At 66.4% G+C, this 17,340-nt stretch carries 17 protein-coding genes; 4 read left to right on the top strand and 13 right to left on the bottom strand.

Annotated features, from left to right (window positions below):
- Positions 1–73 precede the first annotated feature (73 nt).
- Complete coding sequence (locus ACVIW0_RS30025) at positions 74–2,413, top strand: Tex family protein (protein WP_461355636.1); 2,340 nt, start codon at positions 74–76, stop codon at positions 2,411–2,413.
- 118 nt (positions 2,414–2,531) lie between these two features.
- Here the strand turns inward: ACVIW0_RS30025 and ACVIW0_RS30020 are convergent, their stop codons facing one another.
- Positions 2,532–2,936 (bottom strand): DUF1127 domain-containing protein, encoded by a 405-nt coding sequence (locus tag ACVIW0_RS30020; RefSeq protein ID WP_461355635.1) that lies wholly within the window; start codon positions 2,934–2,936, stop codon positions 2,532–2,534.
- Between the two features lie 453 nt (positions 2,937–3,389).
- Between ACVIW0_RS30020 and ACVIW0_RS30015 the strand changes: the two genes are divergently transcribed.
- The 3 genes from ACVIW0_RS30015 (at position 3,390) to ACVIW0_RS30005 (ending at position 6,093) form a co-directional block, all read left to right on the top strand.
- Positions 3,390–3,887, top strand: coding sequence for a hypothetical protein (locus ACVIW0_RS30015; protein ID WP_461355634.1), 498 nt, complete (start codon positions 3,390–3,392; stop codon positions 3,885–3,887).
- A 153-nt stretch (positions 3,888–4,040) separates the two neighbouring features.
- Entirely contained in the window at positions 4,041–4,733 is a 693-nt protein-coding gene (locus ACVIW0_RS30010) for a response regulator transcription factor (protein WP_461355633.1), read from the top strand.
- A 340-nt stretch (positions 4,734–5,073) separates the two neighbouring features.
- On the top strand, positions 5,074–6,093 hold the full coding sequence (locus tag ACVIW0_RS30005; protein WP_461357468.1) for a sensor histidine kinase: 1,020 nt from the start codon (positions 5,074–5,076) through the stop codon (positions 6,091–6,093).
- Positions 6,094–6,275: 182 nt separating this feature from the next.
- On the opposite strand, the gene ACVIW0_RS30000 is transcribed toward ACVIW0_RS30005, so the two are convergent.
- The 12 genes from ACVIW0_RS30000 to ACVIW0_RS29945 all read right to left on the bottom strand — a co-directional run bounded on the left by ACVIW0_RS30000 (position 6,276) and on the right by ACVIW0_RS29945 (position 17,334).
- Positions 6,276–6,902 carry an FMN-dependent NADH-azoreductase gene (locus tag ACVIW0_RS30000; RefSeq protein ID WP_461355632.1) on the bottom strand — a complete coding sequence of 209 codons (627 nt, stop codon included), beginning with the start codon at positions 6,900–6,902 and terminating at the stop codon, positions 6,276–6,278.
- 9 nt (positions 6,903–6,911) lie between these two features.
- On the bottom strand, positions 6,912–8,477 hold the full coding sequence (locus ACVIW0_RS29995) for an isochorismatase family protein (protein ID WP_461355631.1): 1,566 nt from the start codon (positions 8,475–8,477) through the stop codon (positions 6,912–6,914).
- Positions 8,478–8,494: 17 nt separating this feature from the next.
- On the bottom strand, positions 8,495–9,343 hold the full coding sequence (locus tag ACVIW0_RS29990) for an MBL fold metallo-hydrolase (RefSeq protein WP_461355630.1): 849 nt from the start codon (positions 9,341–9,343) through the stop codon (positions 8,495–8,497).
- A 50-nt stretch (positions 9,344–9,393) separates the two neighbouring features.
- Positions 9,394–10,284, bottom strand: coding sequence for an amidohydrolase family protein (locus tag ACVIW0_RS29985; RefSeq protein ID WP_461355629.1), 891 nt, complete (start codon positions 10,282–10,284; stop codon positions 9,394–9,396).
- Positions 10,281–11,399, bottom strand: a complete 1,119-nt coding sequence (locus tag ACVIW0_RS29980; protein ID WP_461355628.1) for a vWA domain-containing protein — start codon at positions 11,397–11,399, stop codon at positions 10,281–10,283. The genes ACVIW0_RS29985 and ACVIW0_RS29980 overlap by 4 nt, the downstream gene beginning before the upstream one ends.
- Positions 11,396–12,277: an AAA family ATPase gene (locus tag ACVIW0_RS29975; protein WP_461355627.1), complete on the bottom strand. Its 882-nt coding sequence runs from the start codon at positions 12,275–12,277 to the stop codon at positions 11,396–11,398. Before ACVIW0_RS29975 ends, ACVIW0_RS29980 begins: the two co-directional genes overlap by 4 nt.
- 9 nt (positions 12,278–12,286) lie before the next feature.
- Positions 12,287–13,309 (bottom strand): xanthine dehydrogenase family protein molybdopterin-binding subunit, encoded by a 1,023-nt coding sequence (locus ACVIW0_RS29970; RefSeq protein WP_461355626.1) that lies wholly within the window; start codon positions 13,307–13,309, stop codon positions 12,287–12,289.
- Positions 13,310–13,311: 2 nt separating this feature from the next.
- On the bottom strand, positions 13,312–14,904 hold the full coding sequence (locus tag ACVIW0_RS29965) for a xanthine dehydrogenase family protein molybdopterin-binding subunit (RefSeq protein WP_461355625.1): 1,593 nt from the start codon (positions 14,902–14,904) through the stop codon (positions 13,312–13,314).
- A gap of 12 nt (positions 14,905–14,916) precedes the next feature.
- Positions 14,917–15,396: a (2Fe-2S)-binding protein gene (locus tag ACVIW0_RS29960; protein WP_461355624.1), complete on the bottom strand. Its 480-nt coding sequence runs from the start codon at positions 15,394–15,396 to the stop codon at positions 14,917–14,919.
- A gap of 6 nt (positions 15,397–15,402) precedes the next feature.
- Positions 15,403–16,221, bottom strand: a complete 819-nt coding sequence (locus ACVIW0_RS29955) for an FAD binding domain-containing protein (RefSeq protein ID WP_461355623.1) — start codon at positions 16,219–16,221, stop codon at positions 15,403–15,405.
- A 15-nt stretch (positions 16,222–16,236) separates the two neighbouring features.
- Positions 16,237–16,680: an SRPBCC family protein gene (locus tag ACVIW0_RS29950; RefSeq protein WP_461355622.1), complete on the bottom strand. Its 444-nt coding sequence runs from the start codon at positions 16,678–16,680 to the stop codon at positions 16,237–16,239.
- Between the two features lie 216 nt (positions 16,681–16,896).
- Positions 16,897–17,334 (bottom strand): SRPBCC family protein, encoded by a 438-nt coding sequence (locus ACVIW0_RS29945; protein WP_298375193.1) that lies wholly within the window; start codon positions 17,332–17,334, stop codon positions 16,897–16,899.
- Positions 17,335–17,340 lie beyond the last annotated feature (6 nt).

Genomic DNA, 17,340 nt, shown 5'->3' with positions numbered 1-17,340 from the left:
TGATGAATCAATCCAGGATGGTTCATAAGCGGCGTCCGCGCCATATGCGGCGCGACGATTCAGAGAGACGAGCGTGGCAAAGATTCATCATCAGATTGCGCAGGAGCTTGGCGTTCGCGACGAGCAGGTCGAGGCGGCGGTCACGCTGCTCGACGGCGGCGCCACGGTGCCGTTCATCGCGCGCTACCGCAAGGAGCTCACCGGCGCGCTCGATGACGCGCAGCTGCGCACGCTGGAAGAGCGGCTGACCTATCTGCGCGAGCTCGAGGAGCGCCGCACCGCGGTGCTCAATTCGATCCGCGAGCAGGGTAAGCTCGATGCCGCGCTTGAGGCCCAGATCATGGCCGCCGACAGCAAGGGCCGGCTGGAAGACATCTATCTGCCGTACAAGCCGAAGCGCCGCACCAAGGCCGAGATCGCCAAGGAAGCCGGCCTCGAACCGCTCGCCGATCAGCTGCTGACGCAGCCGCAAAACGATCCGAACGAGGCCGCCGCGCCCTTCGTCAACGCCGAGAAGCAGGTCGCCGACGTCGCCGCCGCGCTGGACGGTGCCCGGGCCATCCTGGTCGAGCGCTTCGCCGAGGATGCCGACCTGATCGGCGCGCTGCGCGAGGAGATGTGGTCGAACGGCATCATGGTCTCGACCGTCCGCACCGGCAAGAAGACCGAAGGCGAGAAGTTCAAGGACTATTTCGATTTCTCCGAGCCGCTGACGAAGCTGCCGTCGCACCGCATCCTGGCGCTGTTCCGCGGCGAGAAGGAGGAGATCCTCGACCTCGCGATCAAGCCGGAGGCCGAGGCGCCGGCCGTAGGCCAGCCCGGTCTCTACGAGCTCCGGATCATGAACCGCTTTGCGATCTCCAACCAGGGCCGCAAGGGCGACAAATGGCTGACCGAGACGGTGCGCTGGGCCTGGCGCACCAAGATCCAGATCCATCTCAATATCGATCTGCGGCTGCGGCTGTGGACTGCGGCCGAGACCGAGGCGGTGCGCGTGTTCGCCTCCAACCTGCGCGATCTCTTGCTCGCGGCGCCGGCCGGCCCGCGCGCCACCATGGGGCTCGATCCCGGCTATCGTACCGGTGTCAAGGTCGCGGTGATCGATGCGACCGGCAAGGTGGTGGCGCACACCGCGATCTTCCCGCACGAGCCGCAACGGCGCTGGGACGAGGCGCTCGCCATTCTCGGCAAGCTTGCGATCGAGCATGGCGTCGAGCTGATCGCGATCGGCAACGGCACCGCCTCGCGCGAGACCGACAAGCTCGCGGCCGAGCTCGTGAAACGGCTGCCCGAGCGCAAGATAACCAAGATCGTGGTCTCCGAAGCCGGCGCGTCGGTCTATTCGGCCTCCGCCTTCGCCTCGAACGAATTGCCCGATCTTGACGTTACCATTCGCGGCGCGGTCTCGATCGCGCGGCGCCTGCAGGATCCCTTGGCCGAGCTGGTCAAGATCGATCCGAAGGCGATCGGCGTCGGCCAGTACCAGCACGATCTCGGCGAGGCCAAGCTGGCGCGCTCGCTCGATGCGGTGGTGGAAGATTGCGTGAACGCGGTCGGCGTCGATGCCAATACCGCCTCGGTGCCGCTGCTCTCGCGGGTCTCGGGCATCGGCGCGGGACTGGCGCAAAGCATCGTGCAGCACCGCGATGCCAACGGCCCGTTCAAGTCGCGCAAGGCGCTGAAGGACGTGCCGCGGCTCGGGCCGAAGGCGTTCGAACAATGCGCCGGCTTCCTGCGCATCAGCAATGGCGAGGACCCGCTCGATTCGTCCGGCGTGCATCCGGAAGCCTATCCGGTGGTGCGCCGCATCCTCGAGGCGACCAAGAGCGACATCAAGGCGCTGATCGGCAATGCCGACGTGGTGCGCGGGCTGAAGCCGCAATCCTTTGTCGACGACACCTTCGGTCTGCCGACCGTCACCGACATTTTGCGCGAATTGGAAAAGCCCGGCCGCGATCCGCGTCCGGCGTTCAAGGCGGCGGTGTTCAAGGAAGGTGTCGAGGAGGTCAAGGACCTCAAGAAGGGCATGATCCTCGAGGGCACCGTGACCAACGTCGCCGCGTTCGGCGCCTTCGTCGACATCGGCGTGCATCAGGACGGGTTGGTGCACATCTCGGCAATGTCCCGCAATTTCATCAAGGACCCGCGCGAGGTGGTGAAGCCGGGCGATATCGTCAAGGTCAAGGTCCTGGACGTCGAGGTTGCGCGCAAGCGCATCGCGCTGACGCTCAGGCTCGACGACGAGATCGGGCCGAAGAAGGACAATGCGGGACCGTCGCGCGATTTCTCGCGCGGCTCGGCCAAGATGACATCGTCCGCACCGCGCCGCCCGCAGGAACAGTCCGGGGGCGGCGCGCTCGCCGACGCGCTGCGCCGCGCCGCCGAGAAGAGCGGGCGCGGCAAGCCGACCTGAGCCGCGTTGGCGCCATCGGCCATCTCACGGCGATCGCAGAACGGTGGCGGATCACGCTTCGCGGATCCGCCACCGTTGTCTGCCCTGGAACGCCACAGCACTGCTGGTGACCTGCCGGCTACATCAGGCCGCGCGAGAGCCATGTGTGCGCGGTGCTATCCCTGAGCCTTTCGAGAGCTCGGTGAGCCGCGATGTGGTCGATCTCGCTGGGCGTCAGGCCGATATCCATCAGTTGCCTGTCGCTCAGGCCGCGCAAACTCACGCGTAACCTCTTGCGTTGCCTCCAGATGCGGAACGCACGCCAGCACCGCTGAAGCAAGCCCGGGACGCTCTCCGTCGCTGCGACCGGTGGTCCAGCCGCTTGCTTTTCCGAGAAAGCGTCTCTCCGCGCTGCGATGGAGGCATCCGGGCATGGCTCGGCCACAGCATCGCCCGTGGCGTCTATCGCCAAGGCGATGGCGCGGCCGAGCCCGGCGGCGTCGCGCCCGACTTCGGATGTGAAGTTCGTCTGTTGTGGTGGCATCGCATGCTCCTGCTGGTGTGCCGACAGGAGTGTGGCCAAACAAAAGGCCCCGTCCGATGCCGGCGGGGCCTGGTGAAAGATCGCGTCGTCGAATTCCTAGCGCACGACTCCTCCCACGGCCCAGCAAGAGTGGGTCATGTTTTTGCGGTTCGCGGTGCGCACGACGTTGATCATGCCGCTTGGCTATCACGGGGATCGCGCAAAATCAAGGGCTGTGCCTGCGCCACGCGCAGCCTGAAGGCGAGCGCGCCGGACTGACGCGAAGATCGTACGGGAGTTTGAACCGGACGCGCGGGGCTTGCCGCAAGCAGAAAACCTCGTGCCGATCCTAACTCCGCTGTCAGAATCTGGCGCATTTGTCAGTTGAAGTCGGCCTCACGCTTGCGTCTTCTGAGCATCCTCTGCTTGCGGCGACGAGAGTTCGCCGCGGTCCCAATCAGGGAGGATATCTCGATGACCAAGAGGCTTCTCAAATGTCTCGCGGCGGCGACGCTCGCGGTCGGCGTTGCGCTTGCACCCGCAGCCCTTGCCAGAGGCGGCGGTGGTGGCGGCGGCGGACATGGCGGTGGTGGTTTCGGCGGCGGCCACGGCGGTGGTGGCTTTGCTGGCGCCATGGGCGGCGGCATGCATGGTGGCGGCTTTGGCGGCGGCGGTATGCGTGGCGGCGGCATGGCGTTCGCGGCCATGGGCGGCGGCGGGCACTTTGCCGGCGGACACTTTGGCGGTCCCCGCTTCGTAGGTGCACCGGCAATTGGCCCGCGGTTTGCCGGCGCCGGATTCCACGGCGGACGCTTCTTCCATCACGGCGGCCCCTTCCATCATCACCGCTTCCATCGCTTCGCATTCTTCGGCGGGCCTTATGTCTATGCCGATTACTACGGCGGCTGCTACCGCAGGGTATGGACGGCTTACGGGCTGCAATGGGTCAATGTGTGCGGGGACTATTGGTGATCGCCCAACCAACCGCACCGTTGTCGCGGTCGTCGCCAGGCGTTCCATCCAGCCCCGGAATGGGATAGTCTGGCGGCGGCTGTCGCGGGGCACGCGCGCTCGGAGAGTTTGCGAACTCGACAGGGTTCAAGACAACTCGGAGAGTTTTGCACAATGACCGGTGCTCACCGCCGCATTCTCGTCGTCGAGGACGATCCGGAAACCGCAGGTCAACTCGTCGAGGAGCTCACCACCAGCGGCTATGAGGTGGATCTGGCTGCGAACGGCCGCGAGGCGCTGAGCCAGGGCGCGGCGCGTGACTATGCGGTGATCACGATCGATCGCATGCTTCCCGATATCGATGGCATCGCGGTGATGCGCCAGATGCGCGACGACGGCATCGCGGTGCCGTTCCTGATCATCAGCGCGCTCGGCGAGATCGACGACCGCGTTCGCGGCCTGCGCGCCGGCGGCGACGACTATCTGGTCAAACCGTTCTCCTTTGTCGAATTGCTGGCGCGGCTGGAGGCGCTGGGCCGCCGCAGCGAGACCGTAGCCAAGGAGACCATCCTGCGGGTCGGCGATCTCGCGGTCGATCTGATTGCGCGGACGGCCAGCCGCCGCGGCCGCAAGATTCCGTTGCTGCCGAAGGAATTCCAGCTGCTCGAATACCTCGCGCGCAACGAGGGCCGCGTGGTGTCGCGCGCCATGCTGTTGCAGCATGTCTGGGACCTGCACTTCGATCCCTCGACCAACATCATCGACGTCTACGTCGGACGGGTGCGCCGCAAGGTCGACGACCAGCAAGCTTATCCGCTGATCCACACCATCCGCGGCATCGGGTACTGCCTCCGTGCTCCTGGCTAAGACCCTCCGCTCATCGACATTCCGCCTGGCCTTGATCGCCATCGGCGTCTTCGGCCTGATCGTGTCCGCGATCTTCGCCTACGTCTACGGGTCGACGCTGTCCTATGTGCGCGACCGGTCCGACCGCGCCATCATGACCGAGCGGGCGAGCCTCGATGGGGCCTATGCGCGGTCCGGCCGCGATGGCCTGATCGCGTTGATCGCGCAACGCATCGCGGACAAGACCTTTGCCGACCACGTTTATCTGCTGGCCGGTCCCGGCTCCGTGGTCCTTGCCGGGAATCTCAAACAATGGCCGGCGGACACCGCCGGGCAAGGATGGGCCGAATTTCGCACCTCGCTGCCGGAGCTTGCCTCGGGACCCGCGATGGTGCGCGGCGTGACCGAGACCTTGTCAAACGGCGATCGGCTGCTGGTCGGCCGCGACATCAGCGATCTCGACGGCTTCATGACGCAGATCAGGGCGGCCGGCATCGCCGTCGTGTTGCTGATCATCGGCCTTGCGGCCGCGGCCAGCATCGGCGTCACGCGGCGAACGGTCGGCCGGATCGAGCAGATCAATGCGACCAGCCGCGCCATCATGCTCTCCGGCCTCGACCAGCGCATCCCGCTCCGCGGCAGTCACGACGAATGGGATCGCGTCGCCGAGAATCTCAATCTGATGCTGGACCGGATCCAGAGGCTGATGGGAGACGTCAAGCAGGTCGGCGAGAACATCGCCCACGACCTGCGCACGCCTTTGACCCGGATGCGCGGCCGGCTGGAGAAGGCCTATCACGCCCCGCGCAACCAGGAGGCCGACGCGGCGCTGATCGGCGATACGATTGCGGATCTCGACACGGTGCTCGGGATGTTCGCGTCGATCACGCGGATCTCCGAGATCGAGACGCGGGCCCGCAAGGGCGCGTTCCGCACCGTCAATCTGGTCGAGATCGCAGGCGAGGTGGTCGAGCTCTACGATGCCGCGGCCGAGGAGGTCACCACCCATCTCGATCTCGCCGGTGATCCCGCGGTGCCGGTCACCGGCGACCGCGACCTGTTGTTCGATGCCATCGCCAATCTCGTCGACAACGCCATCAAGCATGGCCGCCCGGGGGGACGGGTGACCGTGACCTGCGAGAACGACGAAGGTGGGCCGTTGATTTCGATCGCCGACGACGGGCCCGGCATCCCGGCCGGGCAACACGATCATGTCTTCAAGCGCTTCTACCGGCTCGAGCAGAGCCGCTACACGCCAGGCAACGGCCTCGGCCTCAGCCTGGTGGCGGCGGTCGCAAGCCTGCACGGCGCACGGATCGAACTGCGCGACAACGCGCCGGGATTGCTGTGCCGGCTGGTGTTTCCTGCGGCGGAGGCGTAGTTCGTTTGTCATTCCCGGTGCGCAATTGCGCACCTGAGGGCCCGCGAAGCGGGAGCCCGGAATCCATTTCGCCACGCGTGATGCGGTTCAATGGATTCCGGGCTCAGCCCTTCGGGCTCCCCCGGAATGACGAGGCACAAGAACGCCTCCAGCCATTTGCCCGATGGCGCAGGCGTTTGCCTTCAAAACCACCCCGCTATCTCCGCCAATCGCCGATGCGCGGCGTCGCGCGCGGTGCGGATCGGCTCGGCGGGCCCGGTGGTTGGGCCGATCGGCACGAAGCGCACGTCGCTGATGCCGATGAAGCGCAGCACCTCGCGCAAGTACGGCGTCGCCATGTCGATGCGGCCGCGGTTCATGCCGGTGACGAAGTCGCTGCCGCTGGCCAGGATCACGGCCGTCGGGCGGTCCTTGAGCAGCGGCAGGTAGCCCAGCGCCGGATCGAAGCGGAAGGTCAGGCCGGGCTGGATGATGACGTCGAGCCACTGCTTCAGTCTGTAGGGAATCGAAAAATTCCACATCGGCGTCGAGATCAGCACGCGGTCGGCCAGCGCGAGCCGCAGCGCGAGGCGCTCGGCGACTGCGAAGGCGTCGTGCTGGGAATTGGTGAAGCTCTTGCCGCCAATCCGGGCGTATTTCGCCTCGAGCAGATAACCCTCGAACTCCGGCAGCGGCTCGCGCCACAGGTTCATCGCGTCGATCTCCCAATCCGGCCGCGCCTCGCGGAATCGGTCGAGAAAGACGCGCGCGCCGGCCGCCGATTCCGAATCGGCGCGGGGAGAGCAGGCAAGATGCAGCAGCTTCGGCACCGCGCCTCCTCAGCCGAGTGCCTTGATGACGGTGTCGGCGTTGGTCACGACCGAGACGTTCTGCAGCGCGAAATTGATCGCGGCATTGTGCCAGTCGGCATTCATGGTCGAGCAGCAATCCTCGGGCACGATCATGAAATAGCCCTTGTCGGCGCCGGTGCGTGCGGTGTGCTCGACCGACATGTTGGTCCAGGCCCCGGTGTTGATGATCATGTCGCGGCCGGTCGCCTTCAGGATGGTTTCCAGCTTGGTGCCTTCCCAAGCGCTCATCCGCATCTTTTCGACCACGAAATCGCCCGGGCGCGGCTCGAGCCCGGAGACCGGTGCCGCGCCCCAGCTGCCGCGCACCATCGCCTTGCTGTCGACCAGCCCCTCGAACAGCGGTGCGTTCAGGGTGACACCGGGAGCGCCCGGCTCGACGACGAACCAGACATGGATGATGGCGACGCCGCGTGCTCGCGCGGCCTCGGCAACGCGGCGGACATTCTCGACGACATGCTGCTGGCGGGCGTGTGCCGGCGCGCCGGACTCCGCAAACGCGCCGCCATCCATGATGACGTCGTTCTGCATGTCCTGGATGATCATCGCGCAACGCTGCGGATCGATCTGCATCTCGCCGGCGGCGAGATTAGGCGCAGGCGTGGAGGACGATGCGCTGCCGCGCTTGCCGCTCATATAGGGTTCGTGGCGTGGCCCGACCTTGGTCGGGATTGCGTAGACCGAATGGGTCGCTGTCAGATAAAGCGTGCGGAAATCGGCGCCGCCCCAGGCGAGGTTGGCGACGAGCTCGGGGAGGCGGACCTTGCCGAGCAGATTGCCGCCGGGCGAATAGACCCAGACGCCGCCGGGCGCGGTGACCCAGACATTGCCGCGCTGGTCGCACTTCATGCCATCGGGCAAGCCGGGCTCGATCTCGGAGCGGATGCCCGAGGCGAACACGCGCGGATTGGTAAGCGCACCGTCGGCGCCGACGTCGAAGGCGCGGATCAGCGCCTGCACGGTGTCGTTGACATAGAGGATGCGTTCGTCCGGAGAGAAGCACAGCCCGTTCGGTTGCTCGAACAAATAGCGGTCGACCAGCAGCTTCGGCGCGCCTCCGCCCGGCGGCACGCGATAGACGCCCTGGAATCCGAGCTGCCGCGGCCGCTCGACGCCATAGACAGGCATCCGGCCGTACCAGGGGTCGGAGAAATAGATCGCGCCGGAAGAATGCACGCAGACGTCGTTCGGACTGTTGAGCTCCTGATTCTCGTAATGCGAGGCCAGCACCTCGCGCCGCCCGTCGGGACGCTCGCGGATCAGCGACGATGTCGCATGCTCGCAGACGATCAGATTGAGGTCGGCGTCATAGGTCATGCCGTTGCATTTGTTCGACGGCCGCTTGACCTCGACCACGCCGCGCCGCGCATCCCAGCGCCGGCGCACGTCGCCCGGCATGTCGGAGAACAGCAGGAAGTGATCGACCGGATGCCAGATCGGTCCTTCCGTGAAATCGAAGCCGGTGCCGACCTGGCCGACCGGCGCATAGGGATCGATCAGATCTTCGAACTCGCTACGCAGCGTGACATGCGTCATCGCATTCGTCCTCGCTATTACGCCGGGAACCAGTTGCGCTGCGGCAAGCTCTGCACGACAGGCCCCGGCACCTGATCATGCAGGCGGCCGACCACTATGCCGCCCTCGACCTTGGCCGGGCGATCATGCACCGGCAGCAGATAGCGCGAGCTGGAGAGCAGCTTCTTGATCGCGGCCTTCTCGGCGCGCTTGCTGGTGCCATGATTGCCTGTCGTGCGTGGCTCCCAATCGTGGATCTCGTTGAAGGGTGTGACGATCTGGTCGTTGAAATCGTAGATCACGTCGCCGCAGATCGTCGCGATCCCGTCGGCGGTGTGGACGTGGATGTTCATCGAGCCTTCCGTATGTGCGTTGGCGGCGTCGCAATAGACGCCCGGCATCAGCTCGACGGGGCCTGTGATCTCGAGGTCGAGAAAGCGCAACGCGCTCTTGGTGTGCAGCCGGTCGATCAGATGCTTGATGTCGGGCGCGGGATATTGCGGATGCATCAGTCCCGAGACGGAATATTCCAACTCCTTGCGGTTGAGGACGACCGTCGTGTTCATCGGGAACAGATCGTCCTTGCCGGCATGGTCGATGTGCAGATGGGTGTGGCAGACGAAGCGGACGTCGCCCATCCGCACGCCGTGGCGGGCAAGCTGGTTCTCGATCATGTTTTCGTGGAACTGGAGCCCGCGCATGCCGAGCGTCTCCATGATCTGGTTGGAGCGGTAGCCGGTGTCGACTACCACGGGGTAGGGGCCGCCGAGGATCAAGAAGCCGAGCGTCAGCACGCGCCGGGTGCGGCCGCAGTCGCGCCCGAGCACCAGAAAGCTCGATTCCAGCTCGATATCGCCATAGTCCAGGACCTTGATCTCCAGCGGCATCTCTCTCCCTCCAATTCATATTCGTTGTTGTGTTCGTGTCTGCGTCGCGTCTACGGCCCCAACCGATAGACCCGCGCCGCCGTGGCGCTGAAGATCGCCTCGCGTTGCTCCGCGCTGAGCCGCTCAGTGGCCGCCTTGAAGGCGTCGATGAGATCGCGGTAGCTGGTCCACAGCTTCTCGATCGGAAAATTCGAGCCGAACAGGCAACGATCGGCGCCGAAGATCGCGACCGTATCCATCACGACCCCGGCGATGTGTGCGGGATCGTTGCGATGGATGAAGGTGCCGAGCCCGGACAGTTTCGAAACCACGTTGGGGCATTGCGCGAGCCGTGCCATGCCGGTGCGCCACGCGGCGCGGCCCTGCGGCGACAGGTCCTCCAGCATGCCGGCATGCTGCAGGATGAAGATCACGCCGGGGTACGCTTCGGCGAGGCCTGCCGCATCGGCCATCTGCGGCGCGAACACCTGCAGGTCGAAACTCCAGCCATAGTCGGCAAGGTGACCGACATTGCGCCGGATCACCGGGTCGGTGCAGAGATCCGGACGCGCCGCGAAGCGATACAGCGGGTTGTCGTGCCAGTGCAGCTGCATGCGCACGCCGCGCACCAGCGGATAGCGCTGCAGGCGATCGAGCTGCGGCCGGACGTCGTCGACGGAAAAATCGGCATAGGCGACGAGCGCGTGCGGCCAGCCGTGCGTATCGGCGGTCTGCTGCACCCAGGCAGCCTCGTCCTCGAACCGGCCGTTCGGCCAGTTGGTCTGGACATACACCGAGCGGCTAACGCCGGTGTCCTTGAGGTCGTCGAGATATTCCTCGATCGGGTAGTCGCGGCGGATCGGCTCATAGGGGCCGAAGATGCGCGGCTGCATCGGGCCGGACAGCCAGGCGAGATCGGCCTGACGCCAGATATGATGATGCCCGTCGACAATGCCGGTCACGCAGCTCTCCTTGTTGCAAGCGACAGCAGATGCGCGACCACGGCCGCGCTCGATCCGCCGTCCACGAGATCATCGACGAAGCGCTGGATTGCGATCAGCGCCTCGGTCTGCGGCTTGAAGCCGGGCCAGGTCGCAAGCGGCGTCAGCCAGCTCACCCGCCAGGCCCGGCGCGACAGTTTTGCCACCGCATCGCGCAGCCCCGCCGGATCGCCGCGTTCGAGGCCGTCCGAGACGATCACGACCGCCGCGCCGCGGGCATAGCCGCCGAATCGCGGCACCGCGAGGAACGCCTGCAATGCGTCGCCGATGCGCGTGCCGCCGTCCCAGTCGCTGACCAGCAGCGAGGCCGCATTCAGCGCCTGTTCGCGCCGTTTCGGCCGCAGCGCAGGCGTGACGCGTGTCAGCCTCGTGCCGAAGGTGAATACCTCGACATTGCTCGCGGCCTGTACCAGCGCGTGCGCCAACCGCATGTTCTCCTCGGTGCGCGCCTTCATCGAGCCGGAGACGTCGATCAGCAACAGCATCTTGCGCGGGCGCTGGCGGCGGCGCATCCGGCCGAGCCGCAGCACCTCGCCGTCATTGCGCACGCTGTCACGCAAGGTGCGGCGCAAGTCAGCGAATGGGCCGCTGCGTGCGCGGCGGCGGCGGTGACCGCGCCGCCGCGGCAGCCGCCGCGCGGCCTCGCGCGACAATTGCCGCAGCGGATCGCTGGTTGGGACTTGCGCAAAGCGGCGTTCGACCAGCGCCTCGGCCCGCGCCGCGGCGAGGCCGGATTCGTTGGCCTCGTCGGCCAGCGGCGGCTCGTCCTCGCCACGGCCCTCCTCCTGCAGGAGGACGGTCTCCTCGTCCTCGCCTTCGGCCTGCTCGATCGCATCAGTGCCACGGAAATGGATGTCGAACAGCCGGTCATAGGTCGCGCGGCGCTCCGGCGGCGGCGCCAGCGTCGCGAGCCCAGCCTGACGGATATGCGCCAGGCTTCTTGGCCCGAGCAATTCAATTGCGGCGAGGAAGCTCGTGGTCTGCTCCGGCGCGACCGAGAAGCCGTTGGCGCGCAGCAGCGCGACAAAGGACACGAAGATCCACGCGGCGTGCGGCAGCTTAAGATCGTCGCTCATGCGGCCGCCTCCGCGATGATGGCATCGAGCCGCGGCGAGATGAAATGCAGATCCTCCTCGTCCTTCAGCGCGACGCCGATCGAGCGCTTGAACGCGTCAGGCCAGCGTGCGCCGCCCTTGTTGAGCAGGGTTGCGGCCTCCGCCCAGTCGACCGCTTCGGCGATTCCCGGCGCCTTGCTCAGCGGCTCGCGGCGCAGCCGGCCGACGGCGGCGACCACCGCGCGGGCGGTGGCTTCCGCAACGCTGGAGGCGCGCATCATCACGATCCGCGCCTCGCGCTCGGCATTCGGATAGTCAATCCAGTGATAAACGCAGCGCCGTCGCAGCGCTTCATGCAGGTCGCGCGTCCGGTTCGATGTCAGCACCACGACGGGATGTTCAGTGGCGCGGATGGTGCCGCGCTCCGGGATCGAGATCTGGAAATCGGAGAGGAATTCGAGCAGGAAGGCTTCGAACTCCTGATCGGCGCGATCGATCTCGTCGATCAGCAGCACCGTTGCGTCGGGCGCGCGCAGCGCCGCCAGCATCGGGCGTTCGATCAGGAACGACTCGCCATAGATGTCGATGCTCTCCTCGCCAGCCTGCCGGATCGCCAGCATCTGGCGCGGATAGTTCCACTCGTAGAGTGCCGCCGAAGCGTCGATGCCCTCATAGCATTGCAGGCGGATCAGTCGGCGTCCGAGCACGGCGGCGATCGCCTTTGCGGCCTCGGTCTTGCCGACACCCGGCGCGCCCTCCAGCAGCAGCGGCTTGCCGAGCGCGAGCGAGAGATAGGAGGCCGTCGCGATGCCGTCGTCGGCGAGATAATAAGCCGCACGCAGCGCTTTCTCCAGCGCTTCAGGACTGTCGATGCCGACGATGTTGCTGCGGACCGGCATGAAGCGACCTCAGCGCCGCGGCTGCGGCCGCGCGCCGCCCTGCGCCTTGATCGCGCGCAGCACCTTCTCCGGCGTGATCGGCAGATCGTCGATCCGCACCCCGACCGCATTGAAGATCGCGTTTGCGACAGCCGGCAGCACCGGATTGGCGCACATCTCGCCCGGCCCCTTGGCGCCGAACGGGCCGTCCGGCGCCGGACGTTCCAGCACCGCGATGTCGTGCGGGCAGATGTCGCCCGGTCCCGGCATCAGATATTCGACGAAGTCGCGCGGGCCGTGCACCGGCTCCGGATAGTAAGGCTCCGGCGTCTCGTAGAGCGCGTGGCTCACGCCCATCCAGGCGCCGCCGACCAGCTGCTGCTCGACCAGCCGCGGATTGAGCGCGCGGCCGAGTTCGTAAGCGGAATCCATCCTGACCATGTCGACCTCGCCGGTCTCGTCGTCGACCTCGACCTCGGCGACCAGGCAGGCATGCGCGTAACAGGTCGCCGGCGACATCTCGCCGGTCTCTGGATCGACATCGGACAGCGGCACCAGGAAAATGCCGCGGCCGGAGATCGTCTTGCCCTGCTTGAACTGGGCGGCGATCGCGACGTCCTTGGTCGAGATCGAGCGATGCGGCGCGCCCTTGACATGGATGTTACCGCGGCCGTCGGTCTCGAGATCGGCAGCGTTGACCTCGAGCTCCTCGGCGGCCGCCTCCATCATCACGCCGCGCGCCTCCCGCGCTGCCGCCATCACCGCGTTGCCGACGCGATGCGTGCCGCGCGAGGCGAACGAGCCCATGCAGTGCGGCCCGGTGTCGGAATCCGCCGTATCGACATAGACGTCCTCGACCGGCACGCCGAGCGTCTCGGCGCAGATCTGCCGGATCACCGACTTCATGCCCTGGCCGAGGTCGATCGAGGACAGTGCCACGGTGAATTTGCCGCTCGGGTTGGAATGCACCAGCGCCTGGCTCGGATCGCCGCCGAGATTCATGCCGATGGGATAATTGACCGACGCGATGCCGCGTCCGCGATGCCTGGTCATGGTCAGCGCCTCCTGGTGCCGAAGACAGAAGAGAAGCGGGTGGCGCCATGCGACGGCGCGCTCGGCCGTGGCGATGGCGATGATGGCGACGGCGAAGAAGGCGGGGGTGGCGTCGGCTCGCGGGTGGCGGCCGGCGCGCGGTCATATGTCGTGCGCTGCTGCGACGGTGCGGCCGCCGGCGCATGCGGCTCGCGCGGTGTCGGCGTTACGGCGGCACGCGCGCCGCCACCATCCTTGCACGACGACATCCGCTTGAACTCCTCGCGAAGCGGCCATTTGGCCTTCTCCGCGGCAACCTGCACGCATTCGATCAACGCCGTGTTCTTGGCCTCGCGGCGGTGCGCCTTCATGTCGCCGTCGCGATACGCATTGAGGATGCGGAACTCCATCGGGTCCATGCCGACGAGATGGGCGAGCTTGTCCATCTGGCATTCGATCGCGAAATCCATCGCCGTGACGCCGAAGCCGCGCATCGCGGTTGCGGGCGTGCGGTTGGTGAAGACGCAATAGACGTCGCCATGCACGTTCGGGATCGTGTAGGGGCCGGGCAGATGTGCGGCGCATTTCACCGCGGCATAGCTCGACAGTCGCGTATAGGCGCCGCTGTCGAAATAGGCCCGCACCTTGCGGGCGACGACCCGGCCGTCGCGCATCACGCCGTCCTTGATGTAGATGCGCTCGGCGCCGCGCGGCGGGCCATATTGCATCTCCTCCTCGCGCCCGAACACGTAGCGTACCGGGCGCCCGGTCAGCATCGCACCGAGAATGCAGAGCGGCTCGGTCAGCGTATCGACCTTGCCGCCGAACCCGCCGCCGACCGTGCCACCGATGAAGTGCAAGGTGTTGGAGGGCACGTCGAGGATCTTTGCGCAGGTGTCGACCGAGAAGAACAGTGCCTGCGTCGAGGTGTAGACGACATAGCGGCCGTTGGTGTCCGGTGCCGCGATCGAGCCGTTGGTCTCGGTCGGCGCGTGCTCGATCGGCGACATCTGGTAGCGCTGCTCCAGGACATGGTCGGCGGTAGCCAGCGCCCGGTCCGCATCGCCGAAGCGCAACTGCTGGCGATCATAGGTCTCGTGATAGGTGAAGGTGTTCTTGGGATAGACCTCGTTGACCACGGGCGCACCCGGCTTCAGCGCGTCCTCGACGTCGAACACCGCCGGCAGCGGTTCATAGTCGATCTTGACCTTCGCGATCGCCTCATAGGCCTCGCGCGGGCTGTCGGCGATGATAGCGACGATCGGCTCGCCCTTGTAGCGCACCTTGTCGACAGCCAGCGACGGCTCGTCGTCCTTGCCGAAATTGATCAGCGAGAGCAGCGTGTTCAGATTGCGCGGAACATCGGAGGCACGGATCACGCGCCGCACGCCCTGCGACCGTTCGGCCTCGGAGGTGTCGATCCGACGCAGCCTTGCGTGCGAATGCACACTGCGGACCACCTTCAGATGCAGCATGCCCTGCAGCTTATGGTCGTCGAAATAGGGCGAGGTGCCGGTGACATGACCGAGCATGTCCTGGCGCTGCGTACCCTTGCCGATCTCCTTCAGGTTGTCGTCGCGCTCGTCGGCGAAGATGTCCTTGCGCAATTCCAGCATGGCACTGTTCCCTTACGCGCGAGCCCGGCTGCCGGAAGCGGCAGCCAGCACGGCGTTGATGATCGGCTCATAGCCGGTGCAGCGGCAGATATTGCCCGAGATCGCCTCGACCACCTCGGCGCGGCTCGGCTGCGGATTGCGGTCGAGCAGCGCCTTGGCGGCCATCAGCATGCCCGGCGTGCAATAGCCGCACTGCGCGGCGAAATTGTCGGCGAAGGCGCGCTGCAGCGGGTGCAGATTGGGGCCGTCCTTGATGCCGTCGAGCGTTTCGACCGAGCGGCCGGCGACCGTTTCCGCGAGCGTCAGGCAGGAGAGGTGCAGTTCGCCGTCGATCAAGACGCTGCAGGCGCCGCAGCCGCCCTGGCCGCAGCCGAATTTCGGCGTCATGTCGCCGATCAGCTCGCGCAATGCGACCAGCAAATTGGTGCCGCCGTCGACGAAGATCGCGACGTCGCGGCCATTATGGCTGAATTGCAGAGGGGTCTTGGCCATGGCGCTCTATTCCTGACCGGACAGCAGGCGGCGAAGATGCACGCCGACGATCTCGCGGCGATACCAGGCGCTGGCGAGCGCATTGTCGCCGGGCGACGTTCCCTCGACGGCTGCCGTTGCCGCTGCGCCGATCGTGGAGGCGTCGAGCGCGCGACCTTCCAGCGCACGCTCGGCGCTGTGGGCCCGGATCGGCGTCGGCGCCATCGAGCCGAGCGCGACACGTGCGCCGACGATCCGGCCGCCGTTGACCGGCAGATGCGCTGCCAGCGTGATCACCGCGCCGCCCTTGGGCTTGATGCGCGCGATCTTGCGGTAGCGGAACGCATCGGCGCTGCCGGGTTTGGCAAGGGAGATCGCCAGAACGAGCGCGCCGGTCTGCCGGTCGCGCGATTGCAGGAATTCGTCGATCGGGATCTCGCGGCCGCCGAGGCCGCCCTGCACCGACACCATGGCGTCGAGCGCGAGCATCGCGACGGTGAAGTCGCCATAGGGCACCGGCGCGAACAAATTGCCGCCGACCGTGCCCATGTTGCGCACCGCCGGCCCGCCGATCGAGCGGGCAGGGCCGTGCAGGAAGGCGAGATCGCGTTCGGCCAGAATGCGGGCAAAGGTGACGCCGGCGCCGAGCGTGATGCGCGAGCCCGTGGCGTCGATCCGCGTCATCGCCTGGTCGCTGGCGCGCACGACGGTCGAGATCGAGATGTCGCCCTCGTTCAGCGCCCGCATCACCAGCGTGCCGCCGCCGAGATAGCGCGCGCTGCGATCCGACGACAGCGCTGCTGCTGCGTCGTGGGTGCTGGTAAAAGTCCTCACCGTGACTGGCATGATGTTTGTCCCCGCTTACGCGGCCTCCTTCAGATGCCGGCGGATGGCTTCGAAGCCGGCCTGGTAGATCTCTTCCGAGACCATCTGCGTGATCCGGTCCCTGTCCTCGGTCCGCGTCGTGAAGCGCGATTCCCAGTGCCAGAAGGTGCGGTCGCCGTCGGTGACCGGGAGCAGGCGGACATGCGCCACATAGTTGAACATCGGGATCGGCGTATCGAGCAGGCAATAGCTGAACGACTGCTCCAGATCGGACAGCGCCAGCAGCTGCTCGCGCAGCTCGGCGCCGTCCTTCAGCTTGAAGCGCCTGACGCAGCCGATCTTGTCGGAGGGCTGCGCGCGCTCGATGCCGCTGCTCGCGACCGCCGGGTGCCAGCGGTCATGGCCGTTGAAATCGCGCAGCACGGCCCACACCGCATCGGTCGGTGCATTCAGGATTGTGCTTTTGACGATATGCGGCACGGTCAGTGTCCAACGTCTGTCGTTTGCATCGATGTTGCCGCGTGCACCACGTCTCCCCAACGGGGAGAGGTCGGCATGCAGCGCCGGGTGAGGGGGCTCAGGCCCCACCAGGGACCACAACCCCTCACCCGGATCGCATCTGGCGATGCGATCCGACCTCTCCCACAAGGGGTGAGGTGCACTGTCTGCGCGGCGAAATTTGACAGAAGCATTTCGTCAGCCCCCAAACGCCCGCTTCAGCGCGTCGAAGCCGCCCTGGAACACGCCGCCGCCGATATTGTTGACGAGCTCGGTCTCGCGCTCCGGCGCGCAGTCGAACTCGGCGGTCCATTCCATGAACGTCTGATCGCCATCGGTGACCGGCGTCAGCCGCAAGGTCGCGACATAGTTCTCGACGCCCATCGGCGATTCCAGGATCGAGTAGGTGCAGAACATGTCGTAGTCGGACAGCCCCAGCAGCTTCTCCCTGATCCGGTCGCCGTTGCGCAGGCGAAAGTCCCTGATGCAGCCGATCTTGTCGGAGGGCTCGCCGCCCTCGATCCGGCTCTCGGCGATCGCGGGGTGCCAGTTCGGCAGGCCGTTGAAGTCGCGCACGCGGGCCCAGACCCGGTCATTGCGGGCGTTGACGACGGTGGAGACGTAAACCCGTGCCATGGCGTC

This window comes from Bradyrhizobium sp. USDA 4454, from assembly GCF_054822705.1.
This window is presented reverse-complemented; position numbering and strand designations above follow the sequence as displayed.

What these genes read in the sequence shown, in the direction of transcription:
- ACVIW0_RS30020 (WP_461355635.1), bottom strand. Translation starts at nt 2,936, where the DNA reads ATGCCACCACAACAGACGAACTTCACATCCGAAGTCGGGCGCGACGCC.
- ACVIW0_RS30015 (WP_461355634.1), top strand. Translation starts at nt 3,390, where the DNA reads ATGACCAAGAGGCTTCTCAAATGTCTCGCGGCGGCGACGCTCGCGGTC.
- ACVIW0_RS30010 (WP_461355633.1), top strand. Translation starts at nt 4,041, where the DNA reads ATGACCGGTGCTCACCGCCGCATTCTCGTCGTCGAGGACGATCCGGAA.
- ACVIW0_RS29995 (WP_461355631.1), bottom strand. Translation starts at nt 8,477, where the DNA reads ATGACGCATGTCACGCTGCGTAGCGAGTTCGAAGATCTGATCGATCCC.
- ACVIW0_RS29990 (WP_461355630.1), bottom strand. Translation starts at nt 9,343, where the DNA reads ATGCCGCTGGAGATCAAGGTCCTGGACTATGGCGATATCGAGCTGGAA.
- ACVIW0_RS29980 (WP_461355628.1), bottom strand. Translation starts at nt 11,399, where the DNA reads ATGAGCGACGATCTTAAGCTGCCGCACGCCGCGTGGATCTTCGTGTCC.
- ACVIW0_RS29975 (WP_461355627.1), bottom strand. Translation starts at nt 12,277, where the DNA reads ATGCCGGTCCGCAGCAACATCGTCGGCATCGACAGTCCTGAAGCGCTG.
- ACVIW0_RS29970 (WP_461355626.1), bottom strand. Translation starts at nt 13,309, where the DNA reads ATGACCAGGCATCGCGGACGCGGCATCGCGTCGGTCAATTATCCCATC.
- ACVIW0_RS29965 (WP_461355625.1), bottom strand. Translation starts at nt 14,904, where the DNA reads ATGCTGGAATTGCGCAAGGACATCTTCGCCGACGAGCGCGACGACAAC.
- ACVIW0_RS29960 (WP_461355624.1), bottom strand. Translation starts at nt 15,396, where the DNA reads ATGGCCAAGACCCCTCTGCAATTCAGCCATAATGGCCGCGACGTCGCG.
- ACVIW0_RS29955 (WP_461355623.1), bottom strand. Translation starts at nt 16,221, where the DNA reads ATGCCAGTCACGGTGAGGACTTTTACCAGCACCCACGACGCAGCAGCA.
- ACVIW0_RS29945 (WP_298375193.1), bottom strand. Translation starts at nt 17,334, where the DNA reads ATGGCACGGGTTTACGTCTCCACCGTCGTCAACGCCCGCAATGACCGG.